Here is a 24,891-nt window from a genome sequence, read left to right on the forward strand (position 1 = left end):
CGCGCCCCAATGAATCGATTGAAATCGAAGGGCATAGGCGCACTGTTGTGTTCGCACTCAACACGCGCTGCGTTTGACGCCTGCACTTACGTTCTGCGGGCGCCGCCCCTGTCATCCGTCGGCCCCTTTGTATCAGGGAGGACAGACTTAAAAGTTGCGAATGGTCAAGCACTACCGGATTTCCTGACTCCGGACGGTAAGGCGGGAAAACCCGGTTGGACCGTGAAGATTCCCGGTCTGAACCAGGAAAATCCTGGTTCGAACCGGGAAAAGCACGCAGCAACAACGTTGTTGACAACGGAGCCGTCGCGACACGCCGATAAATGGCTGTCGCTGTGCGTATTTCAGAAATACGCGAGGGCGGCTGCGAAGCGGCACATATACGGAGGAGTCGAAAGTCACCGCCTCGTAAGGTCGCACCCTTTGTGGTAATAGCTTTGTCTCACAACGTATTAGAGGTCGGCAGCTAGATCCGTCCATCGCATGAGCTCTGCGGGCCGGGTGTGGTCCCAGGGGACGGTCGCAAGAGCAAGCGGGTTGTTTTGGGAGACGTTCTCCCGAGTTTCGAGTTAACGAGGCTAATGAAAGCGATTCGTTGACGCTGGTGCGTTATGTTACCGGGACATGCCGGGTAGTGCTGAGACAACGGTGGGCGGTGCAGTGTGGCGAGACCAGTCCTAGGACGTCGCAACAAGGTTCGGGTCGAATTAAGCCTTCCCACTGAACTCGCCGAGACTTTCTACGAACTCGCCCGGGATCGGAAACTAACGCTGTCCCAGACCGGGGAACTACTCCTAGCCGACGCGCTTGCACGAAGTGCTGCTCGCGGCGACCTCGGGCAGCAGCCGTAGAAAGTCCTATCACTTACCAAAACACAGCACAGGAGGCTCTATACGGGGGCATTGAAAACACCAGCGCACACCCCCTCAAACCCGATCGATGGACACTGATGTCGTCGGCCTGCCCGTCGCCGAGCCAACCTGGCCGGCTGAGACCAAGAGCTGCTGCAGTCAATCCAGTGTGACCGTCTACCTCACGCCGCAGCAGCTCAAAATGGCCCAGTGGGGGCTCATCCCCGGGTTCTGGGAACACACCCTGTACTACGAAGCAGCCCGCGCCTTGACGGAGCAACGCTTCAGCCAGCTGAAAAGTCCTCACGTAGCCAGGCTGGACTCGCTGACGTCCGGACCGCGCCGAACACCGATGATCAAGATCGGCGTCGCACTTGCCGCTGCAGCTGTCAACATACGGGCTCAGCAGAACCACGACCTAAACAAGAAACGCAAAGAAGCCATCGACATCCGGCTACGCCAAGTGGCGATTGAGCTGGGGCACCCACCGACGCAAATGCCGCCGCGCACCTGAGCTAGGCACACCCAACAGAGCGGGCTGAACTGATTGGTTCAGCCCGCTCTTCGCTGCCGGCAGGACAATAAAGTGCGTGGAAACTGGCGGCTGCGCCATCGGGCGACCGCCGGGCGCAGGCTGGATGTCCGTCAGATCAAATGTCAACACCTCGGCGCATCCACGTCAATTAGAGACACCACGCAGCCGTCAGACGCCCGGAATCCGGGGACGGAACCGCTTAAAGACGGTGGCATAAGGCTGTGGAGAAAGGCCGAAATGTCGGTGGAACGCGTCTCAGAAACCACCGATGACTAGCCAGGATGAACCGCTCACCACAGCGGTTGGTTGAAACCGCAGGCGCAAAGGCCACGAACTCTGCGAGGGTCGTGGCCCTCGTGTTTGGTGCCGAGAAGAACACCTACGGGTCAAACCTAGTCGGAATGTTTACGCGAACCGCTCCTCGACCTGGGGGTCATAGAGCCGTAGCCCGAGGCGATTCATGGCGTCGATGATCATGTTCGCGTGTTCGGGTTCCCACCCGTAGCCGACAAACTCGACCAACTGCTTACCGATGGATACATCGAACGCGGGCGCTCCGTCAGGGTCTGCTCCCGGCGGCTGCAAAATCTGCCCGTCCCAGCGCCATTCGGCCAAATACTCCCCGATCGCCGCCAAGACGAGTTTCGTGTCCACCAGATCGATTCCGGCAATATTTTGGCCGTCGTTCAGCTGCCGGTATACCTGTCCGGGATCGAGATCGTTCGCTCCAGACCAAAACGCAAAGTTGTAGCTCACGCCGAACAGTTTGCCCGGTTTTGCCGGCCATCCAACAGCGCCGCCGCGGTCGTGGGCAGGGATGATCACCACCACAGCGGTTGGTTGAAACCGCAGGCGCAAAGGCCACGAACTCTGCGAGTGGTCGTGGCCTTTCCCATTGCCACCCATCGACCCCGATCAGCCGTCGGGTGACTACCCCGTTGGCGCCGCGATCGGTAGAACTTGAGCCATGGCCGAGACCGTCAGGGTCACGATCGATCGCAGCTCGGTGGCGATGGGAGACGATGTCGAATCACATCGAGAATTTTGGATATTCCCCGCCGAAGCGACCATCGACGACCTGCTGGTTGAGATCTCGGCCCGTTACGTGCCAGGGGTGGCCGGGCCCGCGGGGTGGCGCGTCGACGTCAACACCGACGAGTTGAACCGGCGCCTCGACGTGGGCCTGATTTACACGCGCGACGACCTGCGTGAGGAAGATCGAATCTGCCGATTGGTGCCCGGGACAACGACATTGGGAGACTTGGTCAGACGTGCCCATTCCGTGGAGCTCGATGTTCGTGCCAGGTACATGACCTGGGACATGGGGCGCCCGCTTGCCTTGAGCGAGGTGACGGCTGGTAGTACCTACACCGGTTGTCAACCGGCGAAGCTGGAATCCGAAGCAGCTGCCGACGCCAAGCGGGACTGGGTTCTGCTCCGTGAACTGGATCGGCGAGCCGCCGCCATCACAGCAGCGCGGCGGAGTTGGATTCGCAACAACATCGTCTGGGCGGCACCGCCGCCGCCCGGGTCCGAAGTCTTCGTCGCCCGCAGTTTTCACTTCCTCGCCAGGCTGCACTGCCCCGCCAGCATGAACGTCGCCGCTGCGCTGCTGGGAACCGACGACGCCGTGTACGAGGACTTGGAGACGCTGGTCGATATCGACAGTCGGCCCGCCGCGGTGATCATGGCGATGGTGCTTGCCGCTTTCGAGTGGCATACGGCGAGCCGCAGCTGGCAAGGCGGCGAACGCGATTACTGCAAGGTGTATTTCGAATTTCTGACAAGATGCGGCTATCAGCTGTCCCCGGTTGAAGAAGTGCTGGCGGGTCGAATCACCTTGCAGGAGCTCACATTCTCCGGCGCCGACACCGCCAGGCTCGAACGCATCAGGGAACTGCGCGCCCAGCAGTATCAGCTGCGCAATGATCGCTACTACGCGAAGACCCTCAGCGACGAGCAGTACAAATCCGCGATCGGCCAAGTACACGCCGAACCGTCGGCGCTGGGCGAGCTTCCCGGCCCCATGTAGGGACCGGGCTCGGTCGCGTTCGGCGGCGGTGCTTCACTGCAAGCATGCGCAGAAAACCAGAGCTGGCGCGACGATTCTTCGATCGATTCGAGCCGGTGCACGCGGTCACGTACTTCGCGCCGGAAGCGCGGGCAGCACTCGATGAGCTGGGATACCGGGGCTTCTGGATGGGCTACTTCGCGGCCCGGTCCGCCCCGCTGGGCGCGGCTGCGCCGGAGCTGGTGACCGCGATCTTCTACAACTTCGCCCCCCAGCGGGTGGCCAAGGCCTTGCCGGCGGCATGGCAGATCGCCGGCCCGGATGCTGCGTTGCGCGCGCGGCGGGATTCATCGGTTGCGGCGCTGCGCCGCTATGGATTGCAAGAAGACGAAAACGTCAGTGTCGCAGCCGAGTTGGCGGGAAAGGCGGCGCGTCAGGCGGGCGTCGACGGGCGACCGCTGTTCGCCGCGAATCGCGCGCTGCCGTGGCCGGACAATCCGCTTGACGCGCTGTGGCATGCCACCACGCTGTTGCGTGAGCACCGCGGCGACGGCCATGTGGCGGTATTGACCGCGGCGGGCATCTCGGGCCGGGAATGCAATGTGCTGCATGCGGCGGCCGACCGTGTCCCGCGCGACTACATCGCGCGCACTCGCGATTACGACGAGACCGAATGGCGTCACCACGAGCAGCGGCTGGCCGAGCGTGGGCTGCTGAACGAGGACGGCTCGCTCACCGCGGCGGGCGCCGACCTCAAAGAGCACGTCGAATCGAGCACCGATGCGCTCGGACTGTCGGCACTCGACGCACTGAGCGACGACGAGGTGGAGGCGCTGTTCGGAGCCCTCACGCCGATCACCCGAACGGTGGTCGAAGGCGGCGACGTCCTCGCCGTAACGCCAATGGCACTGCGCCGCAATGAGTTACACGACGCTAGTGCGCATTTGAACTCTGCCTAGCGTTAGGGATCACGCGGCAGCAGGCGCTGCTTCTGCTCGACGAATTCGTCTTGAGTGAGAATTCCGGCATCGCGCAGAGAGGCCAGCTCGCGAAGCTCGGCGGCGATGCTCGTGATCGGGCCGCCGGCTGGAATCTGGGCGGCTTCGATCGGTTCGGCAGGCTTGGAATCCTTTGGTTTGCGCCCGGGTATTCCGACGCGCTCCTGGGTTCGAGCGCCTCCTCCGCCGGTGGTGCCGGCCATAGCGCGCCCGGCCATGCTTGCCAGGGCCATCTGGCTGAACAGGCTTCCCGCGCTGGAGCCGGTGGCCTGGGCCGCGGCGCCGACGGTCGCGGCCGGCAGTGCCGTGGTCATCGCGCGCAATTCGGGGGCCGCGGCCACCCATGCCGGCGGCACCGAGAGCCGTCCGACCGAGGGCGCATGGCGGAACTGCCCGGACACCGTCGATGCCGGTTCGTTGAGCACCGGAAAGGACGTCGCCGGTGCGGGTGCATTGCCCGGCCATGGTTGTACACCCGCCCAGCCGCTGACGATGTCGTCGGTGTGGACACCGGTCCAATATCCGCCCACGTCGTAGGGCAGAGCCGTCGTCCCCAGCGAGGTGTCGGCCGCGAGCCCCGCCGCCCCGATTTCCGGATCGAGAAAAACAGCGCTCAGGTCCGCGAGCAGGCCCAGTAGGTCCCGCCCTCCGAATCCAAAGGCGTCGGCCGGACTGGCCAGGTTAATCAGTGCGTTGGGGACGGCGGAGATGGCCTGCTGGACGTTCTGTTGCGCGTTGCCGGCGGAGGTACCAGCGGCTTGGGCGACCGCGTCCGCTTGGTAGGCGGTCCCGTCGGTGCTGGTGCTCGCTGACGGCGACTCGAACGGCGTCAGTGACGTAGCCGACGCCGAGGAGGTCGCGTAGGCCTGCATGGCGCTGGTGTCCTGAGCCCACATCTCGCTGTACTGCGCTTCGGTGGTCGCGATCGCGCTCGTGTTCTGCCCGAAGAAGTTCGTGGCGACGAGCGCTGCCAGCAGAGCGCGATTCGCGGCGACCACCGGCGGGGGCACCGTCTCCGCGAACGCGGCCTCGTAGGCGGCGGCCGCCGCGATGGCCTGGTTGCCCGTCTGCTCAGCCTGCTCGCCGGCGGTTCTCAACCAGGCCACATAGGGAGCGGCGGCGGCGGCCATGGTTGCTGCCGCGGGACCCAGCCAGGGTCCAGCGGTCAGCTCAGCAATTGCCGACTGGTAGGAGGTAGCTGTCGAGTAGAGCTCTGCCGCGAGCGTCTCCCATGCCGACGCCGCGGCAAGCATCGGCCCGGAGCCCGGTCCGGCGTAGATGCGCGCAGAGTTGATCTCTGGCGGCAGTACCCCGAAGTCCACTTTTCCCTCCGATCGAGCAGGCCCGGCGCGCGCCGCTTCGGTAAACGGCAAACGAACACGACGCCATGGCCTGGCCTGGCCGCCTGAGCCAATCATTTTGCTCACGGAGACTGTGAGTTAGCTGGGAGGCCCGGCTACTACCGCCGCCGCTTGGATGCCTTGCTACGGGAGTACCCGATTTACCCAGCTGCCCTGCGATAACACGTTAGGTCACGTGGCATTGTCCGTCGAAATCGCGTAAGCCGCCAACAGCACCGAGGGGAATTTAGCTGCCAGTTGGCCGCGGCCGCGCCGGAGGTTCGTTTTCAGTAAAGCCGTCGTTGGGTGGCGGCGGCTAGCTGCTCGGCTGGGTTTGCGCCCAGCCTCGGACCTCGGCGGTGACGGGGTCGGTGACCTCGTCGAATTCGGGGTGCTTCTGGAGCACGCTCTGGACCATCGAGCACACCGGGACGATTCGTTTGCCGGCGTCGCGTGCCCCGTTCAGGGCCTCCTCGACGAGAATGGTCGCCAGGCCGCGTCCGCCGAATTCGGGGTCGACGACGGTGTGGTAGAAAACTCGCTGCTCGCCGCGGTCGGCGTAATCGGCGTGGCCGACCGTCTTGCCCTCGACGGCGATGGCGTACGTCTGATGCCCCTCGGTGACGGTGGTCTGGGCGCCGGTCTTATCCGTGGTCGTCGTCATGTCGTTTCCTTTCTATTCGGGTCTATTCGGTCGTGCCGTATTGGTCGTGGCCCCAGCCGGGTGGTCGGCAACGGTGGGGCCGGCAGTCGTGTCAGCGGGCCCCGGTAGCCGTCAACGACGCCGAAGCGTGCGTCGGCCTCCTCCCATAGCTGGCGATACCCGACGATCTCGTCGTGGGTGCGCCCGACGAAGTTCCACAACATCAGCAGCTCTCCGGTGAAAGGGGCGCCCCCAACAGCACTACCCGCGCCGGCTGATCCCCAACATTGCGCAGGTGGACCGCGGCGCTGCCCGGGCCTTGATAGCCGAGCGCGGCGACTGCCAGGGTCGTTCCGCTCATCGCCACGGTTCCTCGGTCCCCGCAAGCTGCGCAGCGCTGCAGGCGACTTCGGCAGGTGCGGTCTCGAGATTGCTCACTTGCACCCTTCGTAGCGGGCGTGATGCGGCGACCTACCCGCGCTCGCCGGCCTACCTGCCCGGCGGCCGCAGCATCTGCATGGCCACCCGCATGATCGGCTCGGGGATCTGATCCTTCACCGACAGCGCGGCGTCGGCGGCGCGGGACCGCAGCGGGGCGCCGCGGCCGAACATCCGGTTCAACGGGCCGCCGGACGGTTCCAGCACGACATGCAGCGGTGGGGTGCCCACGGCGGCGCCCAACGCATTCGAGATGACCATCCGCTGAATCTCGCTGGTGCCCTCAAAAATGGTGTACAGCTTGGCATCTCGATACCACTTCTCGACGGGGTGGTCGGTGATGTAACCCCAGCCTCCCATGGTCTGGATCGCACGCTCGGTGGCCTTGATCGCGATCTCGCTGGCGGCCAGCTTGGCCATCGAGCCCTCACCCCGCTCGAAGGGGACTTCGTTCGCAGCCATCCAGGAAGCCCGCCAGGTCAACAGCCGGGCCGCGTCGATCTGTGTGGCCAGGTCGGCCAACGGAAACGCGATGCCCTGGTTGTCGATGATCGGTCCGCCGAACGCCTCGCGCTCCGTGGCGTATGCCGTCGCGTACTCCAATGCCGCACGAGCGATGCCGATCGCCTGGGCGGCGACCATCGGACGGGTCTGTTCGAACGTGCCTAGCGTCGCCGAGCCCGAGCGCCGTCCGCCCGCGACGACCTCGCGCGCCTTGGCGAGTTTGTGCTCCAACTTCTCCTGTCCGCCCAGCAAATTGGCGGACGGAACGCGAACGCCGTTGAACCGCAACTCCGCGGTGTGGGATGCGCGGCAGCCCAGTTTGTCGAGCTTGCGCACCAGTTCCAGTCCCGGCGTACCGCCTGGGACCACGAAGAGGGCCTGGCCGCGGTGGCCGAGTTCTTCGTCGACGACGGCATTGACCACGTGGACGTTGGCGATGCCGCCGTTGCCGATCCACATCTTGTGCCCGTCGATGATCCAGTCGTCACCTTCGCGGTGTGCCCGGGTGCGCAGATTGCGCACATCGCTGCCGCCCTCGGGCTCGGAGATCGCCAGGGCAGCCAGCTTGAGATCGCCTGGGGTGCCGAAACATTCGGGCGCCCACTGCAGCATCTGCTCGGGAGAAGCGGCCTGACCGATCGCCGAAAGAGCCAGCGCCGGCATCACGATCGCCAAACCGATTCCGGCGCAGCCCCAGAACAACTCCTCCATGAACATCGGCAGGGACAGGCCGGTGCGATCACCGATCAGGTCGCGGTAGAACAGCGGACTGTACAAGCCTCGTTCGGCCGCTTCCTCGAGGACCGGCCAGGGAAACTCCTGACGTTGGTCGTACTCGAGCGCGACCGGACGGATCACGGATTCGGCGAATTCGTGTGCCCGCCGGGCAAGGTCGTGCTGCGCGGCCGTCGGTGTCAGGTCGAACGTCATGGTGCGCCTCCGGGTCGACGGACTTGATGTTCCGTCGCGGTCGATTACCCGGTCGACTCGGTGAACAAACGTTCACGGGCCTGGGGGGCGGGTGCACCGGTCAGGCGGCTGAACGCGGGCCGACCTGGGCGATCGGCAGGTGCAGCACCACCGCGGGCACCGGGATGGTTTCATGCTGGCTGCGCGCCAGCAATGCCGCGTTCTCGGGCAACTGCCGCGAGTTGATCTCGCCGGCCGCGATGCGCCGCAAGATGTCGTGGGCGCGCGCGAGCTGGTCACGCTTGCGGTACTGGCCCCCGGGAAGCTTGACGCCCGCCCACACGCCGTACTCCTCGCGATGTGCGATGGCGTACTGCGCACACCGGCGCTGCTGTGCCAGCGGGCAGCGACGCAGGCATTGGATCCGCGCCTCGGTGGCGGATCGCTCGTAGGCACGCGCCTTGGCAGCGCCGTCACCGCCGTCGTCATCGGGGTAGCCGAACCACAGTTCCGGGTCGGTTGCGCAGGGGTGGCCCATGTCAGTCTCCTCGGCTAAGGGGCGAAACATATAAGAAAGCGTATACACAACGGCGGCCCCCGCGCAAGAGAAACGTGACAAAAGCGTATATACATAGCGAGAGCGGCCGGGCTGTGTAATATCCGGCCTATGGCCGGAGCCAGCGGGTGAGCCGTGAATCGGCAGGTGCGGCCATCCGGGCATTGCGTGAATCGCGTGACTGGTCCCTAGCGGAGCTTGCTGCCGCGACCGGCGTCAGCATCATGGGATTGAGCTATCTGGAACGCGGTGCGCGCAAGGCCCATAAAAGCACTGTTCAGAAGGTCGAAAACGGCCTGGGTCTGCCGCCCGGCACCTACTCGCGGCTGTTGGTGGCCGCCGATCCGGATGCCGAGCTGGCCCGGTTGATCGCCGCGCAGCCCCCCGAAACGATGTCGCCGCCGCGGACCGGGGCGGTGGTGGTCGACCGCCACAGCGACACCGACGTGCTGGAAGGGTATGCGGAAGCCCAGCTCGATGCGCTCAAATCTGTCATCGATCGGCTGCCGGCGACGACATCAAACGAATATGAGACGTATATTCTGTCTGTGATCGCGCAGTGCGTGAAGGCCGAGATGCTCGCCGCCAGCTCATGGCGGGTTGCCGTGAACGCCGGCGCCGACTCGACCGACCGGCTGATGGACCATCTGCGGGCGCTCGAGGAAACGCGCAGCGCGCTGCTCAAGCGGATGCCAAACAGTTTGAGCGCGCGGTTCGACCAGGCCTGTGCGCAGTCGTCACTGCCGGACGCGATCATCGCGGCGCTGCTCGGGGTGAGCAGTGACGAGATGTGGGATATCCGCAACCGGGGGGTGATCCCGGCGGGGGTACTCCCCCGGGTCCGTGCGTTCGCCGACGCGGTGTCGACCAGTCAGGACAGCGTTGAACAGGGCAGCGGCGAGGAGGACCGATGACCGAAAGTGAAATCGAGGCGTTGAACCGAGCTCACCAGTTGTTCGCGGGCGGCACCCGGCGACCCCCGCTGGTGGCGCCGCTCCACATGGTGCCAACATCGCCGGTGAATACCATTGTGGGACAAATCAATTACCAATTTCAGGCAAACCGGGGACACCAAGTGCTGCTCTCGGCGGCGCGCACGGACGCGGCGGCCGCGGGCGTCATCGCCGACGCCCACCGTGACCGGGCGCAAGCCCGTCAGCTGACCAAGAACGTCCTCGACGAGGCCCGTGCCGATGCCGCCGCCGTTACCCCGATAGCGCCGATGGCCCAGCGTGACGCGATGCGCCGTCGGGCCGCACGCCTTCGTGCCCAGCGGGCACACGTGTTGACCGCCCGGCTGCGCGCCCGGCGGCATTCGGCGGCGCTGCGGGCACTGCACTACCGGATGGTGCACCACCGCGGCCTGCTGCTGCCTTCGCCGAGTAGTCGTGCCGGAATTGCGGTGCGCGCGGCGCTATCTCGACTGGGCCGCCCGTATGTGTGGGGCGCGACCGGCCCCGATCAGTTCGACTGTTCCGGGCTCGTGCAGTGGGCATACGCGCGGGCGGGAATTCATTTGGACCGCACCACGTATCAGCAGATCAACGACGGAATCCCAGTACCCCGTTCGCAAGTCAGGCCCGGTGATCTCGTCTTCCCGCACAGCGGACACGTGCAGATGGCGATCGGCAACAATCTCGTCGTCGAAGCCCCGTACTCGGGCGCCGCTGTGCGGATCAGCCGGTTGGGAAACTACGTCGCGATTCGTCGGCCGATATGAGATTAGGTTGAGCGTATGTCGGAACAGACTGGCCCCTCGCTAGCCGCCATTCAGGCGCGGCAGTCGGCGATGGCGACCCGGCACGACTCGGTTGCCGAGGCGGACCGTGCACTAATGGACGTGCTTGCCAGCGCGCACGCCGCGATGCAGGAGAGCATCAGGCGTCTGGACGCGATCGGCGACGAGATCGAGCGCGCCGTTCCGCAGCAGCGCAGCCTGTGCGTCGACACGCCCATGGGGGCGAGGGAGTTTCAGAAATTTCTGGTTGCCAAGCAACGTGAGATCGCGGCGGTCGTGGCGGATGCGCGCGAGCTTGATCGGGCGAAAACTGCTGTGCTGGAACGGCTGCGGGGAGAATACCGCGTATCCGCTGGATAGCGCTGGATAGTGCCCCGAAATTCATCCACAGCCGCGTCGCGGTGAATTGTCCACAGCTCGGGGCCTCAGTACTGTCACCCGGCATGGAGGGGTCGCGACACCGCCCGCGTTGGGCCGCAGCGCCGGTTGGCTAGCCGATGTCGACGTATGACGAACTGCTTGCCACGGTCAGGGTCGTGCGGGACCGCACCGGTGATCCGAACGCATGGCAGGTAGGGCTGACCCCAACGGAGCTGGCCGCGGTGATCACCCCCACGACACGTCCGGAGCAGCTCGACACGCTTCTGGCCAAGATCCGCCGCCAGCATCCGGGCCTGTTCGGCTCCTGGGAGCAACCGCCCGCTGCACCGCCACAGCGGTCCGAGGGGGCCGCCGCCGAAGCCATAGCAGGTGCCGAAGCCGCTCTGGCGCATCAGAATTCGGCTAGCTCCCAACTGGACCTGCAAGTGATCTCGGCCATCATGAACGCCCACCTGAAGACGGTCGAAGGCGCTGAAGCGCTGAGCGCCTTGCAACGCGAAACCGAGGCCGCGGTGCAAACCCGATCCGACTTGGACACCCCGGCGGGCGCACGCGACTTTCAGCGATTCCTGATCGGCAAGCTCAGGGACATCCGCGCGGTGGTGATGACCGCGAGCCTCGACGACACGTCGAAGTCAGCATTGATGGCCGCGTGGACCTCGCTCTACGACGCCTCGAAGAGCGTGCCGAGCGGTGCCGGCGAGACCCGGCCGGCCTCGGTGACCTCGTCGGCATGCGCAGCCGACCCGGCCGCCGCCGGGGACGATCCGCTACTGGATTCGCTGCTGGCCGACGACCCTGGCCTGTTGACCGGGGATTCGGGTGCAGGGCCGGCCGAGAGCGCGCCGGCACCCCCGATGCCGTCGGCGATGCCGGGCATTCCCAATCTTGGGCTGGGTTCGGCACCGGGACCAGGTTCGATGGGTGGTTGGGGGGCGCCGGGCGCGATGCCGGTGCCCGGGCGTCAGGAGGGCAGCGAATCCGATCCGGCCCTGGCGGGCATGGACGACGAAGACCCCGACGTGAACCCGGCCGATCACGAATTGGATGACCAGGACGAACACGAAGACGACGAGCAGGGTAAGGATGTGTCAACGGCGGAATCGCCGCCCGGGGGCCCGACGACGGTGACCCTGCCCGATGGGGACACGGTGACGGCGGCCAGCCCCCAGCTGGCGGCGGCCATCGAGGCCGCAGTGGGCGGTGCGCCGATCCCGGATGCGTTCCACCAGCAGGGAATCACCATTCCCGCACCCGGAACCGCGGTCCCCAATCCGATTGATCCGGTACAAGTCTTGCCGGGAGATGTCGGAATTTTCACCGATCGCCATGCGCTGGCGCTCGGCCACACCAAGGCCCTCCTCGATGGCCAGATTCAGCACATCGCCTCCGTAAGCGGCCCGAGCTTTCTAGGCTGGGAGCACCCACCGGCCGCGGCGACCGCGACCGCGCCGGCCAGGACCGACGCACCGACACCGACCCGGCCGGCGGCCACGCCGACCACTGGACAATAGTGAACTCGCCGGACCGGCCGGCGGCGCAGGAAACAGGAGAAAGCGGATGGCAGATCGAATCCATGTGGTGCCCGCGCACTTACGTGAAGCGGCTGCGCATCACCAGGAGACCTCCGACTACTTGCGCACTGTTCCGTCGTCGCATGCCGCCATCCAGGAGAGCCTGGACTCGCTGGGGCCCATCTTCGGTGAACTTCGCGACGCCGGACGTGAACTGCTCGAACTGAGACGCCAGTGCTACGAGCAACAGGCCGACGACCACGCTGACATGGCGCACAACCTGACCGTGGCGGCCACGACATGGGATCAGCATGAACAAGATGCGGCCGGCGAACTCGGTCGCGTCGTCGACGGCGGTCGATGACCGACGCCAATCCCGCGTTCGACACCGTTCACCCGAGTGGGCACATCCTGGTCCGCTCGTGCCGCGGCGGGTACATGCACAGCGTTGCGCTGAGCGAAGAGGCGATGGATACCGAGGCTGCGACCCTGGCGCAGGGCATCCTGTTGACCGCGGATGTGTCCTGGCTCAAGGCGTTGCTGGAGGTTCGCCACGAGATCGTCGCGGCCGGACACACCCCGTCGGCGGAGGTCCCGACCCCCAACGACCTCGATACGGCGATCGAGAAGCTGCTGGCGCACAAGCTGCGCCGCCGGGACGGCGCCGACTAACCGTCCGCGTTTAGATCAGCCAGGTTTTGACGGCGTCAGGATCGGGCGCTATATCGGTTGGTGGCTCGATGGGGTTGGCGCCGAACAACTCTCGTGCGCGGCCGAGCAAGGTGCGCACCTCGTCGAGTTGCTGCTGCAGCGCAGAATCAACCATGGCCATACGCTACCGAGCGCCTCACACCTGCACAATTCACCTTTGTAAAGAGCGTTCGGAATATATCGGTAGTCTGACCCGGTGGCGATCTTCGGTCGGAAGACGGCGCGCCAGCGCCTCCGGAGAGCTACCCGGGAATCATTGTCGATGCCGGCCTTCAGCTCTCCTGTCGATTGCACCCCGTGGGTGATCGGTGGGCTTTGGCCTGCCGAACTGTCGACGGCGACAGACGAAACCGTAACTCTCGCAAAGTATCTCGAGAAGGATCTGCAGCAAATCACCGCCAGCGCCAACAAGCAGTTGGGGATGGTCAAGCGGGCGGGACTCACCGATCTGGGCCGTCGGGCGGCAGAGGCCCGCGTCATCGAAGAAGCGCGTGCCCGCGCCGTCCGGCGCGTCGAATCGACGATTCGCCAGCTGGACTTGATGAAGGCGCAGGCGCGCGCGCGACATCAAACCGCGCAGGTCGCGCGACGTTTCAGCACGACCGACATGGAAAAGACGCAAGTCATCCCGGCGGTCCCGGCGGCCGGACCTGATGTCGCCGCGTTGGCGGCCGACGAAACCCAGGTCATCCCGGTGGTCCCGGCGACGGAGCCCGAAATCAGGCCTCAGCCGCTCGATCAGACGCAGGTCATACCGGTGATTCCCGCAGTACCTGTGGAGGAGCCGGTGACCGAGGTCGCCGCCGATGACGACGACGCTTCGAGTGGCCGACATCGAGCTCCGTCCGAGGAGACCACCGTGGACGTCGCGGTCCCGCTGCAGCAGGAAATCTCGGCGGCCGCAGCGGACGCGGAATCCCAGACCGCGCGATTGGAGAAGTTGGTCCCGTCCGCAGAACCTGCCGCCAGCGAGCCCGAGCCGGAACCGGAGCCCGAGCCCGAGGTTGTGGCAGAAGCTGAGCCGGAACCCGAGCCGGAGGCCGTCAGCGAACCTGAGCCTGAGCCCGAGCCCGAGCCCGAGCCCGAGCCTGAGCCCGAGCCCGAGCCTGAGCCCGAGCCTGAGCCTGAGCCCGAGCCCGAGCCGGAACCCGAGCCCGAGCTGGCGGCAGAGCCCGAGCCCGAGCCGGAACCGCTGGACGCACCCGCGGCTCCCGCTGCCGTCGAATCCGACGCGGAACGCTTGCATCGGCTGCTGGCATACGTGGTCCGCCAAGAACCCGGGCTGAACTGGGCCGTCGGCGATCTGTCGGACGGCACCACGCTACTGGTCACCGACCTCGCGCACGGCTGGATTCCGCCGGGCATCGCGCTCCCGGTGGGCGTGCGGTTGCTTGCACCCGGCCGGCGCAGGGGCAAATCCTCCGCACTGCTCGGCGAGGCGACCCGGATCGCGACCTACACCCCCGGCGATCGAGTAGGCCGGGCGACAGACTTCCCGCCGACAGAGTCGTCGGTGCAGGCCCGCGAACTGCCGCCCGTCGAAGATTTCGGATGGGAGCTGGGTCGAGTCACGCACTGGCGCGACGGACTTCCGCGGTTGGTGCACACCTTGGCGAAAGCCGCTACGTCGGGAACCGGTGTCGTGGAAGAGGAAGCCGATCTGCTGCGTGTGCATCTCGACACCGCCCGCTATCAGTTGCTGAGCCAGTACCCGGACGTCGTGCCCGCACTGTTGCTCAACTGTCTGTTGCTGGCCGCCACCGAAAGCAGTGTCGCCGGCGACGCGACGTCGGCGAACTATCACCTGGCGTGGTTCCGGAAGCTCGACGAACCTCCGGCCAGCCAGTGGACCGCCGAGTCCTGACCCCAGCTGCAGCGGGGTTCGTCGCGGCAAAACAGGTAGTCGACTACGCATGCCTTCCACGCCGGTGAATCCATAGATTTTGATTGACGGCCGGACCCACCGGGCGCAAACCCCTCTCAGGTGATCGAAATGCTAGCCATCCCGAAAACAGCGGTGCGGCATCGTGATACCGCAGCACCCTCGCAAGCGCAGCACAGTATGGCCCCGGAGCGTGTCCTCATCACCGAGCGCCAGGTCAAGTTCGCCACGGCCGCTGCCGTCGCCAGCCCGCGGCCCCGCACCGCATCGCGTCGCTGGGTCAGCACGCTCTGGCAACGCCTGGTCCTGAGTGTCAGCGTCGAGCATGAGCCGCGCCGCCATTACCCGCCGCGGCGGACGAGCTACTTCGAGCGGGCGGCGACGGCCCGAGAGATGGACCGACTGTGAACGAACTTTTGATGGCCGCTGAAGGCGTCGCGCTGATCGTGGTCAGCGTCGGAATTCACCGCCTCTCCGGCTGGCTGGAGCGCTGGGATTACGAACGTCACTGCGAGGATTGACGGACACTCCCCCGTTCGCGTCAGCCCAGCAGCTCGTCAAATTGTGAATTGACGCTGGTTGGAGGGGTCGATGATACTGGCATGGTGGCGGGGTGGGGCAGTCGCAGCGAACAGAGCGACCTAAAGGACAGAGATCTCGTCGAAGCGGTTCTGCGTGAGCTGAGCGAGGCAGCCGACAAGTGGGAAGCCCTTGTCGCGCAAGCCGAGAAGGTCACGTACAGCGTGGACTTGGGGGATATTCGCGCCGTGACAAACTCCGACGGCAGGTTGGTTGAGCTGTCTCTGCATCCTGGCGTGATGACGGGCTACGGCCACGCAGAATTGGCGGACAGGCTGAACCTCGCGATCGCGGCGATGCGCGAGGAGGCAGAAGCCGAGAATCGGGCCAGGTACGGCGGCGAACTGCATTGATGTCGGTGTCGATGCAGCAATCCTGCGTCGACCGCCTGAAGGAGAATGACCGTGCCACTCAATCTGTCCAACCGGGATCAGAATTCGGGGCACCTGTTCTACAACCGGCGGCTGCGCGCTGCGATCACCCGGTTCTCGGTCCGGATGAAGCACGACGACCGCAAACAACAAGCGGCCGTGGCCCTGTCGATCGTGCTCGTTCTGATCGGCGTCGGGTGGATGGCGCTGCTTCATGTCATGAAGCCTTCGGGTCTGGTCGGCCAGGCTTCGATCATCGGCGACCGCGATACCGGTGCCGTCTACGCCAAAATCAACGGCAGGCTCTACCCGGCACTCAACTTGACATCGGCCCGGTTGGCGGTCGGCAGTGCCGGCGCCCCGACATGGGTCAGAGCCAGTGAGATCGCGAAGTACCCGACGGGCCCGATCATCGGCATTCCCGGTGCGCCCGATAGCTTGCCGATCACGTCGAGCGCCGAATCGGCATGGTCGGTCTGCGACGCCGCAGCCGCCCGGGGCAGTGGAACCGCGCCAGTGGTGACCGCCATCGCCGGGCAGCTTTCCCCCATCGGCCGGTCGGAACCGATGCGCCCGAAGCAGGCCATCCTGGCTACCCACAAGGGCGCAACGTATGTGATCTGGCACGGGCAGCGGTCCCGCATTGATCCAGCGGACCGGTCGGTGACGTTCAACCTTGGTCTCGATCCCGGTGTGACATATCCGATCGAAATCTCCAACGCGCTGTTCGACGCGATGCCGTCAACGGAACCTATTGTGCTGCCAGTCATTCCGGGCCGTAGCACACCGTCGCGGTGGCTGCCCGGTTCCATTGTGGGTAGGGTCCTGGAAACCCGTGACGCGAGCGGCAGCGTCAACGGCTTCTACGTGCTACTGCCCGACGGCGTCCAGAAGATCACCAGCTTCGTTGCCGACCTCTTACGGACCGCGGATTCGGAGGGCTCGACGACACCCACCCTGGTAGCCCCCGACAAACTGATTCAGATCCCGGCGGTCGACGTGCTCGATGTCGACTACTACCCGTCGGAGAAGCTGGAATTCGTTGATACGTCGGCAAATCCGGCAACGTGCGTCGGCTGGGAGAAGCAATCGGGTGACCCGCAGGCTCGGATCACCATCTTCAGCGGCCGCGGCCTGCCGGTTTCGATCGGCATGGACTCCCGGGTAGTTAGCCTGGTTCGCGACGATCGTGACCCCAATTCTGCTGAGGCACAACAGACTTTGATGCTACCGGGTGCGGCGAACTTCGTGGCGACAACCAGCGGGGTCGCGACGGCCGACAGCCGCGAGAGCTTGTATTGGATTTCGCCGCAAGGGGTTCGGTACGGGATCCAATCCGACCACGCCACCTTGCAGGCGTTGGGGTTGGATCCAAAGCTTGCGGTCCAAGCGCCCTGGCCGATCCTGCGCACCTTTGCGCCCGGACCCGCGATCGGTCGTGACGCAGCGCTGGTGGCCCGCGACGCCGTCTCGGGAGGCGGTGCGGTAGCTCCGATTCCCGATCTCAACGAGCTGGCAGGCGGGGGTTAACTAGCCATGTCCAAACGAGGTTTCGTCCGCGGCAGCCGTAAGCCGGCACCGAATGTTCCGCCGGTGCGCATCGCCGTCGCCGCACCGCTGGCATTGCCCGAGCGTGAGCCCCGCAACATCCTGCTGATGATCGCGATTCCCGCGTTGCTCGTCGGAATCATCGGCACGCTGGTGGTGATGTACGCGTCCGGGATTCGATCCCTGCAGTCGGGCTTCTTCCCGATGATCGGCCTGGTCGGGTTCGGCACGCTGATGTTCAGCGGGCGTTTGGGGCGCGGACGCCGGATCAGTTGGGGCGAACAAGAAAAGCAACGCCGGGCCTACCTGCGCCAGCTCGACGAGGATCGCGACGAAGTGCAGCGCGCCGCCCAGGACCAGCGACGCAGCCAGCTGTACGTGCACGGTGATCCGCAGAAGCTGGACACCGTGATCGGGGGGCCGCGGATGTGGGAACGGCGCCCCGCCGACCCAGACTTCCTCGACGTCCGGCTGGGAATCGGAATTCAGCAAGCCAGCGAATCCGCGGTCTCACTGCAGTGGCCCGACGTTCCGATCGGCGAAGAGCTCGAACCCGTAACCGGCGGTGCGCTAAGGGATTTCATTCTCGAGCAGAGCAAGATCCGCGGAATCGGCAAGGTACTGAGCCTGCGGTCGAAACCCGGCTTCAGCTTCGTCGGCGACGATCCGGGCGAACTACACAGCCTGGCCCGTTCGATCCTGTGTTCGCTGGCCGTCTACCACAGTTCCAGCGATCTCAAAGTCATGGTGGTCACCCGCCACCCCGAGCTGTGGTCGTGGCTGGTGTGGTTGCCGCACAACCAGCACGACGAGATGTTCGACGCGTGCGGACTGCGCCGGTTGATCTTCACCTCTCCCACCGAATTGGAAGAGGCGCTCGACGCCGAGCTGCACCGCAAGGGCCGCGGACCGTGGACACCGCCGGTCGGTATGAGCCCGACATCCATGCCCTCGCCGATCGAGTCCAGCCCCGGCCTGGCGCTGGGCCCGCACTGGGTGATCGTCGATGACAACGTCGGCACCCCCGAGCAATGGGAGGGTGTAACCGGGCAAAAGGGCATGGCCGGCATCACGGTGTTGCGGCTGGCCACCCGGGCGGGTCTGGGCGTCGGATTCAGCGACGACAGTGAGCGTTTCGTGCTGCGCGAAGGCAGACTCAGCCACCGCGGCATGTTCTACGCTGTGGCGGACATGCTCGCCGAAAGCACCGCCAACCGGTACGCGCGAGCACTCGCCCGCTGGTCCCCGATGAGCGCCGGAGACCTGTCGGAAACCGACAGCCAAGGCGGCGAATTGCTGCGCGCGCTGGGCATCAGCGACCCCCGTGAACTGGACGTCGACCGACTCTGGGGCGAGAGTCGCGGTCGCGGCGACCACAAATGGGCGATGATGCCGGTGGGCGTCAAGCAAGGCGGTGAACTGCAGCAAATTATTCTGCGCGCCAAAGACTTTGGTGGTTTCGGGTTCCACTCGGTGGTGATCGGCACGTCCGGTTCCGGCAAGTCGGAATACTTCCTGTCACTATGCACCGGGATCGCGTTGACGCACTCCCCCGAGACGTTCATCGTGATCTTCGTCGACATGAAGTTCGAATCCGCGGCCCAGGATCTACAGGGATTTCCCCACGTCGCGGGTTCGCTGTCGAACCTGGGCAAGGACGACCGTCATCTGGCCGAGCGAATGCGCAAGGCCGTCAACGGTGAGATCGCGCGGCGCTACCGTCTTTTCAACCAAGCCGGGGCCCGCGACGCCAACGAGTACGAAGAGATGCGTCTCGCCGGTCGCGACCTGGAGCCGGTACCGATCCTGCTGGTGATCATCGACGAATACCTCGAACTGTTCATTCATCATCCGGAATGGATCGATCTGGTCATCCACATCGGGCAAGAGGGCCGCGGCTGTAACGTCTTCTTCACGCTCGGCGGCCAGCGGCTGGACCTGTCGTCGCTCAGTAAGGTCAAGAGCAACATCGCTTTTCGGGTGGCCCTGCGTGCGGAGACCGCCGAGGACTCCCGCGATGTGATCGGCAGCGACGCGGCGCTGCATCTGCCGTCGAAGGAGAACGGCTACGCTCTGCTCAAGGTGGGTCCCCGCGACCTCGAGCAGTTCCGGTGCTTTTATGTGTCCGCTCCGTTCGTGGTACCCAAGCGGGCGGTCAACGTGAATAAGACTGTGGCGATGAGTTTTTCGCAGCCGCGGGCATTGACCTGGGCCTATCAGCCGCTCAGCGAAGCCGACAGCGAAGCGTTGGCCGTCGCCGACGAGCCCGAGGAGCCTGACGAGTTCTTGTTCCACGCCGACGGGTTCCGGAAGAAGAAGCTGGTCGACGTGATCCGCGAGTCGCTGATGTCGCACAGCGCGCGTCCACCCCACCAGATATGGCTGCCGCCTTTGGAAGTCAGTGAGACGATGGACGTGTTGGTGGCGAGCTGGCGGCGCAAGCCGTGGTACGTCGACTATGGTGACAATCCCGGCCTGGTGTTCCCGGTGGGCGTCGTCGACATCCCCGAGGACCACGCGCAGCGGGTGCACGCCATCGACGCCGAGATGGACAACATCATGGTGGTGGCGACCGCCCAGCGCGGCAAATCGACCACGCTGATGTCGCTGATCACCTCGGCGGCGTTGATGTACCGGCCTGAGCGGGTGACGTTCTTCTGTATCGGGGCTTCGTTGTACCCCGTCGAAGAGCTACCGCACGTGGCATCGGTCGTCAGCCAGACAGACAAAGAGGGCGTCTCGCGGACTGTCGCGTCAATCGAGGGCCTGATCCTCGCGCGCGAAGCAGCGTTCAAGCAGTACCAAATCGACATCTCCGAGTTCCGGGAACGGCGATTCGGGACCGAGCGGGAAGGCGGCACCGATCCCGCCGACAAGTTCGGTGACGTCTTCCTGGTCGTCGACAACTTCAGCGACCTGTACGACAAGGATTCCCCGATGGGAGACCGCGTGGTGTCGATAGCACGCCAGGGCCTGTCGTACGGGGTCCATGTCGCAACCACCGCCACGGCGTGGCTGGTAGGGCAAAAGCAGGCGCTGGTCAACGTGTCGAATGCGCGCATCCAGCTGCGGCTGAGCAATCCGGACGAAACCCAGATGGGTGAGGGCCTCGAGCGTCGAAAAGCCGCCCGCAACACATTGGACCGGCCCGGGTTCGGTGTTACTCGCGAGGGCCACGAGTTGCTGGTCGGCGTCCCGGAGATCACCTCGGCCACCGGCGAACGGGTGCCGACCCGACAACTCGGTGCGGTCATTGCCGAGGTGACCGGCGTCGGCAGGCTGGAGAAGCTGGCGCGGCTGCCCGAACAGATCCAGCTCGCCCAGATCATCGCGGCGTTCGCGGAGACCGATGAGGCGGCCGACCCGTTCAATGTTCCCTTCGCCATCGGCGAAAGCGCTTTGCAGCCAACGTATTTACCGACTCGAACGGTGCCCAGCATGCTGGTGCTGGGTCGGCAACTGTGCGGTAAGACGACGACCCTGGCGGCTTTCGGGCAGGCGGTCATGAGCCGGTTTAGTCCCGAGCAGGCACAGATCACCATCATCGATCCCAAGACGTCGCTGATCGGCAAGATTCGGGGTCCGCACGTACGCGCGTACGCCTACACCGCCGACGACATCGACACCGTGATCGAGGAGCTGGCGGCGCTGATGCGCGACCGGCTTCCTCCCTCCGGTCTAAGTCAGGAGGAGTTGCTGAGCCGCAGCACGTGGGAAGGCCCGCACCATTTCCTTCTGATCGACGACGAGCAGGAACTGCGCCCACATGGCGCGATCGGCAAGGCGGGCGCCAGCGCTCCGTTGTGGGGGCTGATCGAGCGCAGTCGAGAGATAGGCTTGCACGTCATTGCGTCGCGCTTGCCTGGAAACTGGGCCGGGGTCTCGGTGACGAATCCATTCCTGCAGAAGATGACGAGTTCGCGCGCCCCGACCCTATTCATGGACAACGACCCGGCGACGGTAAAGGTGTTCGCCAGGGTCAGCGCCCAGCAACTGCCGCCGGGGCGCGGCTTGCTCGTCACGACCGATGGTGCGATCGAAGGCGTGCTGGTAGGAACTCCGGAATAGGCCGAATTGCCGTGATCGGCCGGGGTCCGAGCAGGTGAATCGACAGCTGTCGGAGACCCCCATAGAATCGGTGCATTCCGTGATGTTTCGACGGATACAACTTGCCTGGTGGGGAGCCAGCCAAAAGGGGGTATACCCCCACGGATGAAACCGGGCATTCGCAATACGGAGGGGCAAAAATGAGCGGTCTGTTTGACATGGTGCCGGGCGCCGTCGACTTGTCGGCGGCGACAGAGGGAGCGATCAGCCAGGAGATGGCGGCTACCACCGCGGCCGGCTCGGCAGCTCTGGTCGGCGTGTTGCCGATGGCACCGGACGCCGATTCCATCGAATTTGCCGCCGCGCTGAACGCAGCCGGTTCGGCCTACTTGGCGACCGCGGCCGAGCACGCCGGGCAACGCGCCGCCTTCTCGGGTGCGCAGGGTCTGGCGTCTGCCACAAACGTCGGCGTCGACGCAGCCAGCGCGGCCGCGAGCGCGTTCTAAGCAGCCGGCATGGCCGACCCCAGGTGGACAGGTCCGCCCGAGATCGTTGCTCAGATCTTCGAGGAGGGCAATCCGGCGTCGGTTGTTGCCAATAACGCGGTATGGGTCACCGAGACCACGAATAACGGAGTCGCCGCAGGTCTTTCCAGCGCCAATGCGGTGGCCACGGCGGCGCACTGGCAGGGCGTCGGCGCGATCGCCTCGATGATTACCAGTACCGGCCTCAACGCTGGACTGCAGACGCTGATGGGCTGGACCGCGGAGAAAATCGGCGTGACGACGGCGGCCGTCGAGGCCTTCATGCTCGCGAGGTCGACCGTCGTCCCGTCCGTGATGTCGCTGACCAACCGGTTCGAGTGGATCGTTTTGGCCCATACCAACTGGTTCGGGCAGAACACCATGCCAATGGGCGAGCGAGACGCCGAGTACTACGGCCATCACTGGCCGACGAACTCGACCATCGGTTGGGCCTACTCCAGCACGCTGGCCACGCTCGTCGCGGCCTTGGCCGTTCCCCCGCCTATGGCACCGATGGGCGCTTCGCCGGCCGGGCCGGCGGCGGCCGCCTCGGCCGTGGCCCAGGCGGCCGGTCAGAGCGGGATGAATGGCGCGATGCAAGCAGGGAGTCAGGCGACGCAGGGTGCGGGCCAGGCAGCGGCGGCACCCGCCGAGGGCGGCAGCCAGCTCAGTTCGATGATGCAGCAGCCGCTGCAGATGATCTCCGGCCTGACCGGCCAGCTGCAACAGGTCGCCAAGGCCCCGATGGATGCCTTCCAGGGGATGGCCAGCATGCCGCAGGGCCTGATGCAGTCCCTGACGGGTGCATTCTCTTCGGCCGGTGCGGGCAATGCAGGCGCGGCTGGCGCCGCCGCCGAGCCCGCCATGCTGGCCGGGGCGACCGGGCCCCTGGGTGGTGCGGCCGGCGGCGGCGTGGGTGGGGGCGGCGGTTTCCCGGGCGCCGGCCTGACCAGCTACACGCGTCCCACCAGCAGTTTCGAGCCGGAGGCCGGCGGTCGGCCCACCGGCTTGCGCGCCGGAGTGCTGAACGCGTCCGAGCTGCGCCCGCCCACCTCCCCGACCAGCACCGGCACGGGAGGGTCGCCGATGCCGATGTCTCCGGCCGGCATGCTGGGGCACGGCAAGGAAGGCCAAGCCGACAAGGACGTCAACCGCGCTCGGGTCGTCGTCGGCGGCGGCGAACCCCCCGACGAAACCTGACGCTCCAACCAGGAAGCGGAAACTGCTGTAAATCTTGCATTAGCTTTGCCGGGAAATGGGTAACTTCCGCCTGTGGGGATTAACAACCGCGATGCAGGTACTTGTTGACCGGCGGTGGCTATGACGGTGACCCAAGCCTGAACGATGCGGTGCGTGGAAAAGGCCTAAGCCTGGAGTTTCAGCCCATCGTCACGTTGGACAGCGGCGCGATAGTCGGATTTGAGGCGTTGGCCCGATGGCCCGACCTGGGCGGCGCGGGCCCCAACCAGGTATTCGCCCATGCCCGAGCCCTCGGGCATGATGGGCGGCTCGACCAGCAATGCGTGACCGAAGCCATCGGCGCCGCTCTGGATGCCCGACTGCCCAGGCAAACGTTGATCACGATCAACTACGAGCCGGGGACGCCGTACCCCGGCTCGCTTGCCCCTGCCTTGCTCGCGCGCGCCCGCGCACTGTCGCTGGCCTTCGAGTTAACCGAACGCAGCATGCTCGCTCACCCGAGAACGTTGTTATCGACGGTGAGCGCCATGCGACGCGACGGGTTTTTGATCGCCCTAGATGATGTAGGTGCGCAGCCAGATTCGCTCGCACTGCTCGACGTGCTGAGGCCCGACATCATCAAACTGGACATGGGATTGGTGCAACAAAAGCCGCGGCAAGCCCAGGCTCGAACCATTTCAGCAGTCCTGGCTTATCACGAACGAACCGGTACTCCGATCCTGGCCGAAGGCATCGAAACCGAAGCCCATCTCGAGCATGCTCGAGCGTTGGGAGCAACCCTGGGGCAGGGTTTCAAATTTGGTCGCTCCGGCCCAATCTCTGCAGTTCCCTCAGTATCCGCCGATTGGGCAGTCTCCCACCCGCCGATCCGAGCTACCGCGCGAACTCCTTACGACCTTGCTGAAACCGGACCCGTCGCGTGTCGCATCGGTCGAAAGCAGGTGCTGATTGCGTTGTCGGCCCATATCGAAGCTCAAGCTGGCTGCACTGCAGATCCCCCCATCGTTCTTGCAACGTTGCAACACCATCGCTACTTCTCCGCGGGCACCCGCCGACGTTATGTCGAGCTCGCCGAATTCTGTCCGCTGGTAACGGTCTTCGGCCAAGACCTTCCCGAGCATCTCGGATCCGCCATCCGCGGTGTAGCACTGCGCCCGGACGACCCGCTGTGCGAAGAATGGACAGTCGTGGCGCTGGGACCTCAACTGGCGGTGGCGCTCATCGCCCGAGAGCGACCTGGCGGCGCCACTTCATCCGAATACGATCGGCAATTCGAATTTGTCCTAACCTACGAACGCCGCGTGGTCACTGAGGCAGCCCACAGCCTCCTGGCGCGCATGCTGTGATCACGGGAATGGAGCACGCCCCGGCGCCCCGGGGGCCGGCGATCAGGGGCTGACTGTTTCCCGCAGTCTCGATGCACCCGGTATCGGGCGGCGGTAAGCGCGGTGGACGAACCGGGGCGGGCAGTCGATGTAGCGACGTCGACGTGGAACGCATTGGTGTACAGCGCTTTGCGGGTTTGACAACCGCTGAGGCGATGACCGCCGATCTGGGTGCAGAAATGAAGCCCCAAGGACGTTCGGGAGCCCACAGCAATGCCCGTAGCAA

At 65.3% G+C, this 24,891-nt stretch carries 23 protein-coding genes and 1 pseudogene; 17 read left to right on the forward strand and 7 right to left on the reverse strand.

Features of this window, described 5'->3' with window-relative positions; genetic code table 11:
* The first annotated feature begins 939 nt into the window (after window positions 1–939).
* The gene (locus MJO58_RS00185) at window positions 940–1,365 is read left to right on the forward strand and encodes a hypothetical protein (protein ID WP_239721612.1); all 426 of its coding nucleotides are present in this window, start codon (window positions 940–942) and stop codon (window positions 1,363–1,365) included.
* Window positions 1,366–1,791: 426 nt separating this feature from the next.
* Here MJO58_RS00185 and MJO58_RS00190 read toward each other — a convergent pair whose 3' ends face one another.
* Complete coding sequence (locus tag MJO58_RS00190) at window positions 1,792–2,142, reverse strand: hypothetical protein (protein ID WP_239721613.1); 351 nt, start codon at window positions 2,140–2,142, stop codon at window positions 1,792–1,794.
* A 211-nt stretch (window positions 2,143–2,353) separates the two neighbouring features.
* Between MJO58_RS00190 and MJO58_RS00195 the strand changes: the two genes are divergently transcribed.
* Together MJO58_RS00195 and MJO58_RS00200 are read left to right on the forward strand one after the other, a co-directional pair.
* Window positions 2,354–3,418, forward strand: a complete 1,065-nt coding sequence (locus MJO58_RS00195; RefSeq protein WP_239721614.1) for a hypothetical protein — start codon at window positions 2,354–2,356, stop codon at window positions 3,416–3,418.
* A 44-nt stretch (window positions 3,419–3,462) separates the two neighbouring features.
* Entirely contained in the window at window positions 3,463–4,356 is an 894-nt protein-coding gene (locus MJO58_RS00200; protein WP_239721615.1) for an SCO6745 family protein, read from the forward strand.
* A 2-nt stretch (window positions 4,357–4,358) separates the two neighbouring features.
* Here the strand turns inward: MJO58_RS00200 and MJO58_RS00205 are convergent, their stop codons facing one another.
* From MJO58_RS00205 to MJO58_RS00225, 5 genes and pseudogenes are all read right to left on the reverse strand, one after another.
* Window positions 4,359–5,717, reverse strand: a complete 1,359-nt coding sequence (locus MJO58_RS00205; protein ID WP_090598022.1) for a PPE family protein, SVP subgroup — start codon at window positions 5,715–5,717, stop codon at window positions 4,359–4,361.
* 334 nt (window positions 5,718–6,051) lie between these two features.
* Entirely contained in the window at window positions 6,052–6,399 is a 348-nt protein-coding gene (locus MJO58_RS00210; RefSeq protein WP_090598024.1) for a GNAT family N-acetyltransferase, read from the reverse strand.
* Window positions 6,396–6,757, reverse strand: a pseudogene (locus MJO58_RS00215) (pirin-like C-terminal cupin domain-containing protein); the annotation flags it as partial. The gene MJO58_RS00210 and the pseudogene MJO58_RS00215, both read right to left, overlap by 4 nt.
* 110 nt (window positions 6,758–6,867) lie before the next feature.
* A complete protein-coding gene (locus tag MJO58_RS00220; RefSeq protein WP_239721616.1) occupies window positions 6,868–8,250 on the reverse strand; it encodes an acyl-CoA dehydrogenase family protein in 1,383 nt (460 codons plus the stop codon).
* Window positions 8,251–8,350: 100 nt separating this feature from the next.
* Complete coding sequence (locus tag MJO58_RS00225; protein ID WP_239723472.1) at window positions 8,351–8,767, reverse strand: WhiB family transcriptional regulator; 417 nt, start codon at window positions 8,765–8,767, stop codon at window positions 8,351–8,353.
* A 146-nt stretch (window positions 8,768–8,913) separates the two neighbouring features.
* On the opposite strand from MJO58_RS00225, the gene MJO58_RS00230 reads away from it, so the two are divergent.
* From MJO58_RS00230 to MJO58_RS00255, 6 genes are all read left to right on the forward strand, one after another.
* A complete protein-coding gene (locus MJO58_RS00230; protein ID WP_090598029.1) occupies window positions 8,914–9,699 on the forward strand; it encodes a helix-turn-helix domain-containing protein in 786 nt (261 codons plus the stop codon).
* Window positions 9,696–10,505 carry a C40 family peptidase gene (locus MJO58_RS00235; protein WP_090598032.1) on the forward strand — a complete coding sequence of 270 codons (810 nt, stop codon included), beginning with the start codon at window positions 9,696–9,698 and terminating at the stop codon, window positions 10,503–10,505. Before MJO58_RS00230 ends, MJO58_RS00235 begins: the two co-directional genes overlap by 4 nt.
* Before the next feature lie 15 nt (window positions 10,506–10,520).
* Window positions 10,521–10,883, forward strand: coding sequence for a DUF4226 domain-containing protein (locus MJO58_RS00240; protein WP_090598034.1), 363 nt, complete (start codon window positions 10,521–10,523; stop codon window positions 10,881–10,883).
* A gap of 137 nt (window positions 10,884–11,020) precedes the next feature.
* Complete coding sequence (locus MJO58_RS00245; protein ID WP_239721617.1) at window positions 11,021–12,418, forward strand: DUF4226 domain-containing protein; 1,398 nt, start codon at window positions 11,021–11,023, stop codon at window positions 12,416–12,418.
* Between the two features lie 46 nt (window positions 12,419–12,464).
* Window positions 12,465–12,782, forward strand: a complete 318-nt coding sequence (locus MJO58_RS00250; RefSeq protein WP_239721619.1) for an ESX-1 secretion-associated protein — start codon at window positions 12,465–12,467, stop codon at window positions 12,780–12,782.
* Complete coding sequence (locus MJO58_RS00255) at window positions 12,779–13,090, forward strand: DUF2694 family protein (protein ID WP_239721621.1); 312 nt, start codon at window positions 12,779–12,781, stop codon at window positions 13,088–13,090. Before MJO58_RS00250 ends, MJO58_RS00255 begins: the two co-directional genes overlap by 4 nt.
* Window positions 13,091–13,100: 10 nt before the next feature.
* On the opposite strand, the gene MJO58_RS00260 is transcribed toward MJO58_RS00255, so the two are convergent.
* A complete protein-coding gene (locus MJO58_RS00260) occupies window positions 13,101–13,244 on the reverse strand; it encodes a hypothetical protein (RefSeq protein ID WP_175364318.1) in 144 nt (47 codons plus the stop codon).
* Between the two features lie 147 nt (window positions 13,245–13,391).
* Between MJO58_RS00260 and MJO58_RS00265 the strand changes: the two genes are divergently transcribed.
* The 8 genes from MJO58_RS00265 to MJO58_RS00300 all read left to right on the forward strand — a co-directional run bounded on the left by MJO58_RS00265 (window position 13,392) and on the right by MJO58_RS00300 (window position 24,626).
* Window positions 13,392–14,993 carry a DUF5631 domain-containing protein gene (locus tag MJO58_RS00265; protein ID WP_350355907.1) on the forward strand — a complete coding sequence of 534 codons (1,602 nt, stop codon included), beginning with the start codon at window positions 13,392–13,394 and terminating at the stop codon, window positions 14,991–14,993.
* Between the two features lie 198 nt (window positions 14,994–15,191).
* Window positions 15,192–15,419, forward strand: coding sequence for a hypothetical protein (locus MJO58_RS00270; RefSeq protein ID WP_139043208.1), 228 nt, complete (start codon window positions 15,192–15,194; stop codon window positions 15,417–15,419).
* Between the two features lie 194 nt (window positions 15,420–15,613).
* On the forward strand, window positions 15,614–15,943 hold the full coding sequence (locus MJO58_RS00275) for a DUF2710 family protein (RefSeq protein ID WP_239723473.1): 330 nt from the start codon (window positions 15,614–15,616) through the stop codon (window positions 15,941–15,943).
* 51 nt (window positions 15,944–15,994) lie between these two features.
* A complete protein-coding gene (gene eccB / locus MJO58_RS00280) occupies window positions 15,995–17,491 on the forward strand; it encodes a type VII secretion protein EccB (protein ID WP_239721623.1) in 1,497 nt (498 codons plus the stop codon).
* A 6-nt stretch (window positions 17,492–17,497) separates the two neighbouring features.
* Entirely contained in the window at window positions 17,498–21,577 is a 4,080-nt protein-coding gene (eccCa, locus tag MJO58_RS00285) for a type VII secretion protein EccCa (protein ID WP_239721624.1), read from the forward strand.
* A 179-nt stretch (window positions 21,578–21,756) separates the two neighbouring features.
* Entirely contained in the window at window positions 21,757–22,062 is a 306-nt protein-coding gene (locus tag MJO58_RS00290; RefSeq protein WP_239721625.1) for a PE family protein, read from the forward strand.
* Window positions 22,063–22,071: 9 nt separating this feature from the next.
* The gene (locus MJO58_RS28700) at window positions 22,072–23,280 is read left to right on the forward strand and encodes a PPE domain-containing protein (RefSeq protein ID WP_276553183.1); all 1,209 of its coding nucleotides are present in this window, start codon (window positions 22,072–22,074) and stop codon (window positions 23,278–23,280) included.
* A 104-nt stretch (window positions 23,281–23,384) separates the two neighbouring features.
* Complete coding sequence (locus tag MJO58_RS00300; protein ID WP_239721627.1) at window positions 23,385–24,626, forward strand: sensor domain-containing phosphodiesterase; 1,242 nt, start codon at window positions 23,385–23,387, stop codon at window positions 24,624–24,626.
* Window positions 24,627–24,891 lie beyond the last annotated feature (265 nt).

Origin of the sequence: Mycobacterium lentiflavum (assembly GCF_022374895.2) — a bacterium.
GTDB classification, from domain to species: Bacteria; Actinomycetota; Actinomycetes; order Mycobacteriales; family Mycobacteriaceae; genus Mycobacterium; species Mycobacterium lentiflavum.

Bases quoted from the DNA above. Each gene is read 5' to 3' on its own strand.
- MJO58_RS00185 (WP_239721612.1), top strand. From the start codon at position 940: ATGGACACTGATGTCGTCGGCCTGCCCGTCGCCGAGCCAACCTGGCCG.
- MJO58_RS00195 (WP_239721614.1), top strand. From the start codon at position 2,354: ATGGCCGAGACCGTCAGGGTCACGATCGATCGCAGCTCGGTGGCGATG.
- MJO58_RS00200 (WP_239721615.1), top strand. From the start codon at position 3,463: ATGCGCAGAAAACCAGAGCTGGCGCGACGATTCTTCGATCGATTCGAG.
- MJO58_RS00210 (WP_090598024.1), bottom strand. From the start codon at position 6,399: ATGACGACGACCACGGATAAGACCGGCGCCCAGACCACCGTCACCGAG.
- MJO58_RS00220 (WP_239721616.1), bottom strand. From the start codon at position 8,250: ATGACGTTCGACCTGACACCGACGGCCGCGCAGCACGACCTTGCCCGG.
- MJO58_RS00225 (WP_239723472.1), bottom strand. From the start codon at position 8,767: ATGGGCCACCCCTGCGCAACCGACCCGGAACTGTGGTTCGGCTACCCC.
- MJO58_RS00235 (WP_090598032.1), top strand. From the start codon at position 9,696: ATGACCGAAAGTGAAATCGAGGCGTTGAACCGAGCTCACCAGTTGTTC.
- MJO58_RS00240 (WP_090598034.1), top strand. From the start codon at position 10,521: ATGTCGGAACAGACTGGCCCCTCGCTAGCCGCCATTCAGGCGCGGCAG.
- MJO58_RS00245 (WP_239721617.1), top strand. From the start codon at position 11,021: ATGTCGACGTATGACGAACTGCTTGCCACGGTCAGGGTCGTGCGGGAC.
- MJO58_RS00250 (WP_239721619.1), top strand. From the start codon at position 12,465: ATGGCAGATCGAATCCATGTGGTGCCCGCGCACTTACGTGAAGCGGCT.
- MJO58_RS00255 (WP_239721621.1), top strand. From the start codon at position 12,779: ATGACCGACGCCAATCCCGCGTTCGACACCGTTCACCCGAGTGGGCAC.
- MJO58_RS00260 (WP_175364318.1), bottom strand. From the start codon at position 13,244: ATGGTTGATTCTGCGCTGCAGCAGCAACTCGACGAGGTGCGCACCTTG.
- MJO58_RS00265 (WP_350355907.1), top strand. From the start codon at position 13,392: ATGCCGGCCTTCAGCTCTCCTGTCGATTGCACCCCGTGGGTGATCGGT.
- MJO58_RS00270 (WP_139043208.1), top strand. From the start codon at position 15,192: ATGGCCCCGGAGCGTGTCCTCATCACCGAGCGCCAGGTCAAGTTCGCC.
- MJO58_RS00275 (WP_239723473.1), top strand. From the start codon at position 15,614: ATGGTGGCGGGGTGGGGCAGTCGCAGCGAACAGAGCGACCTAAAGGAC.
- eccCa (WP_239721624.1), top strand. From the start codon at position 17,498: ATGTCCAAACGAGGTTTCGTCCGCGGCAGCCGTAAGCCGGCACCGAAT.
- MJO58_RS00290 (WP_239721625.1), top strand. From the start codon at position 21,757: ATGAGCGGTCTGTTTGACATGGTGCCGGGCGCCGTCGACTTGTCGGCG.
- MJO58_RS28700 (WP_276553183.1), top strand. From the start codon at position 22,072: ATGGCCGACCCCAGGTGGACAGGTCCGCCCGAGATCGTTGCTCAGATC.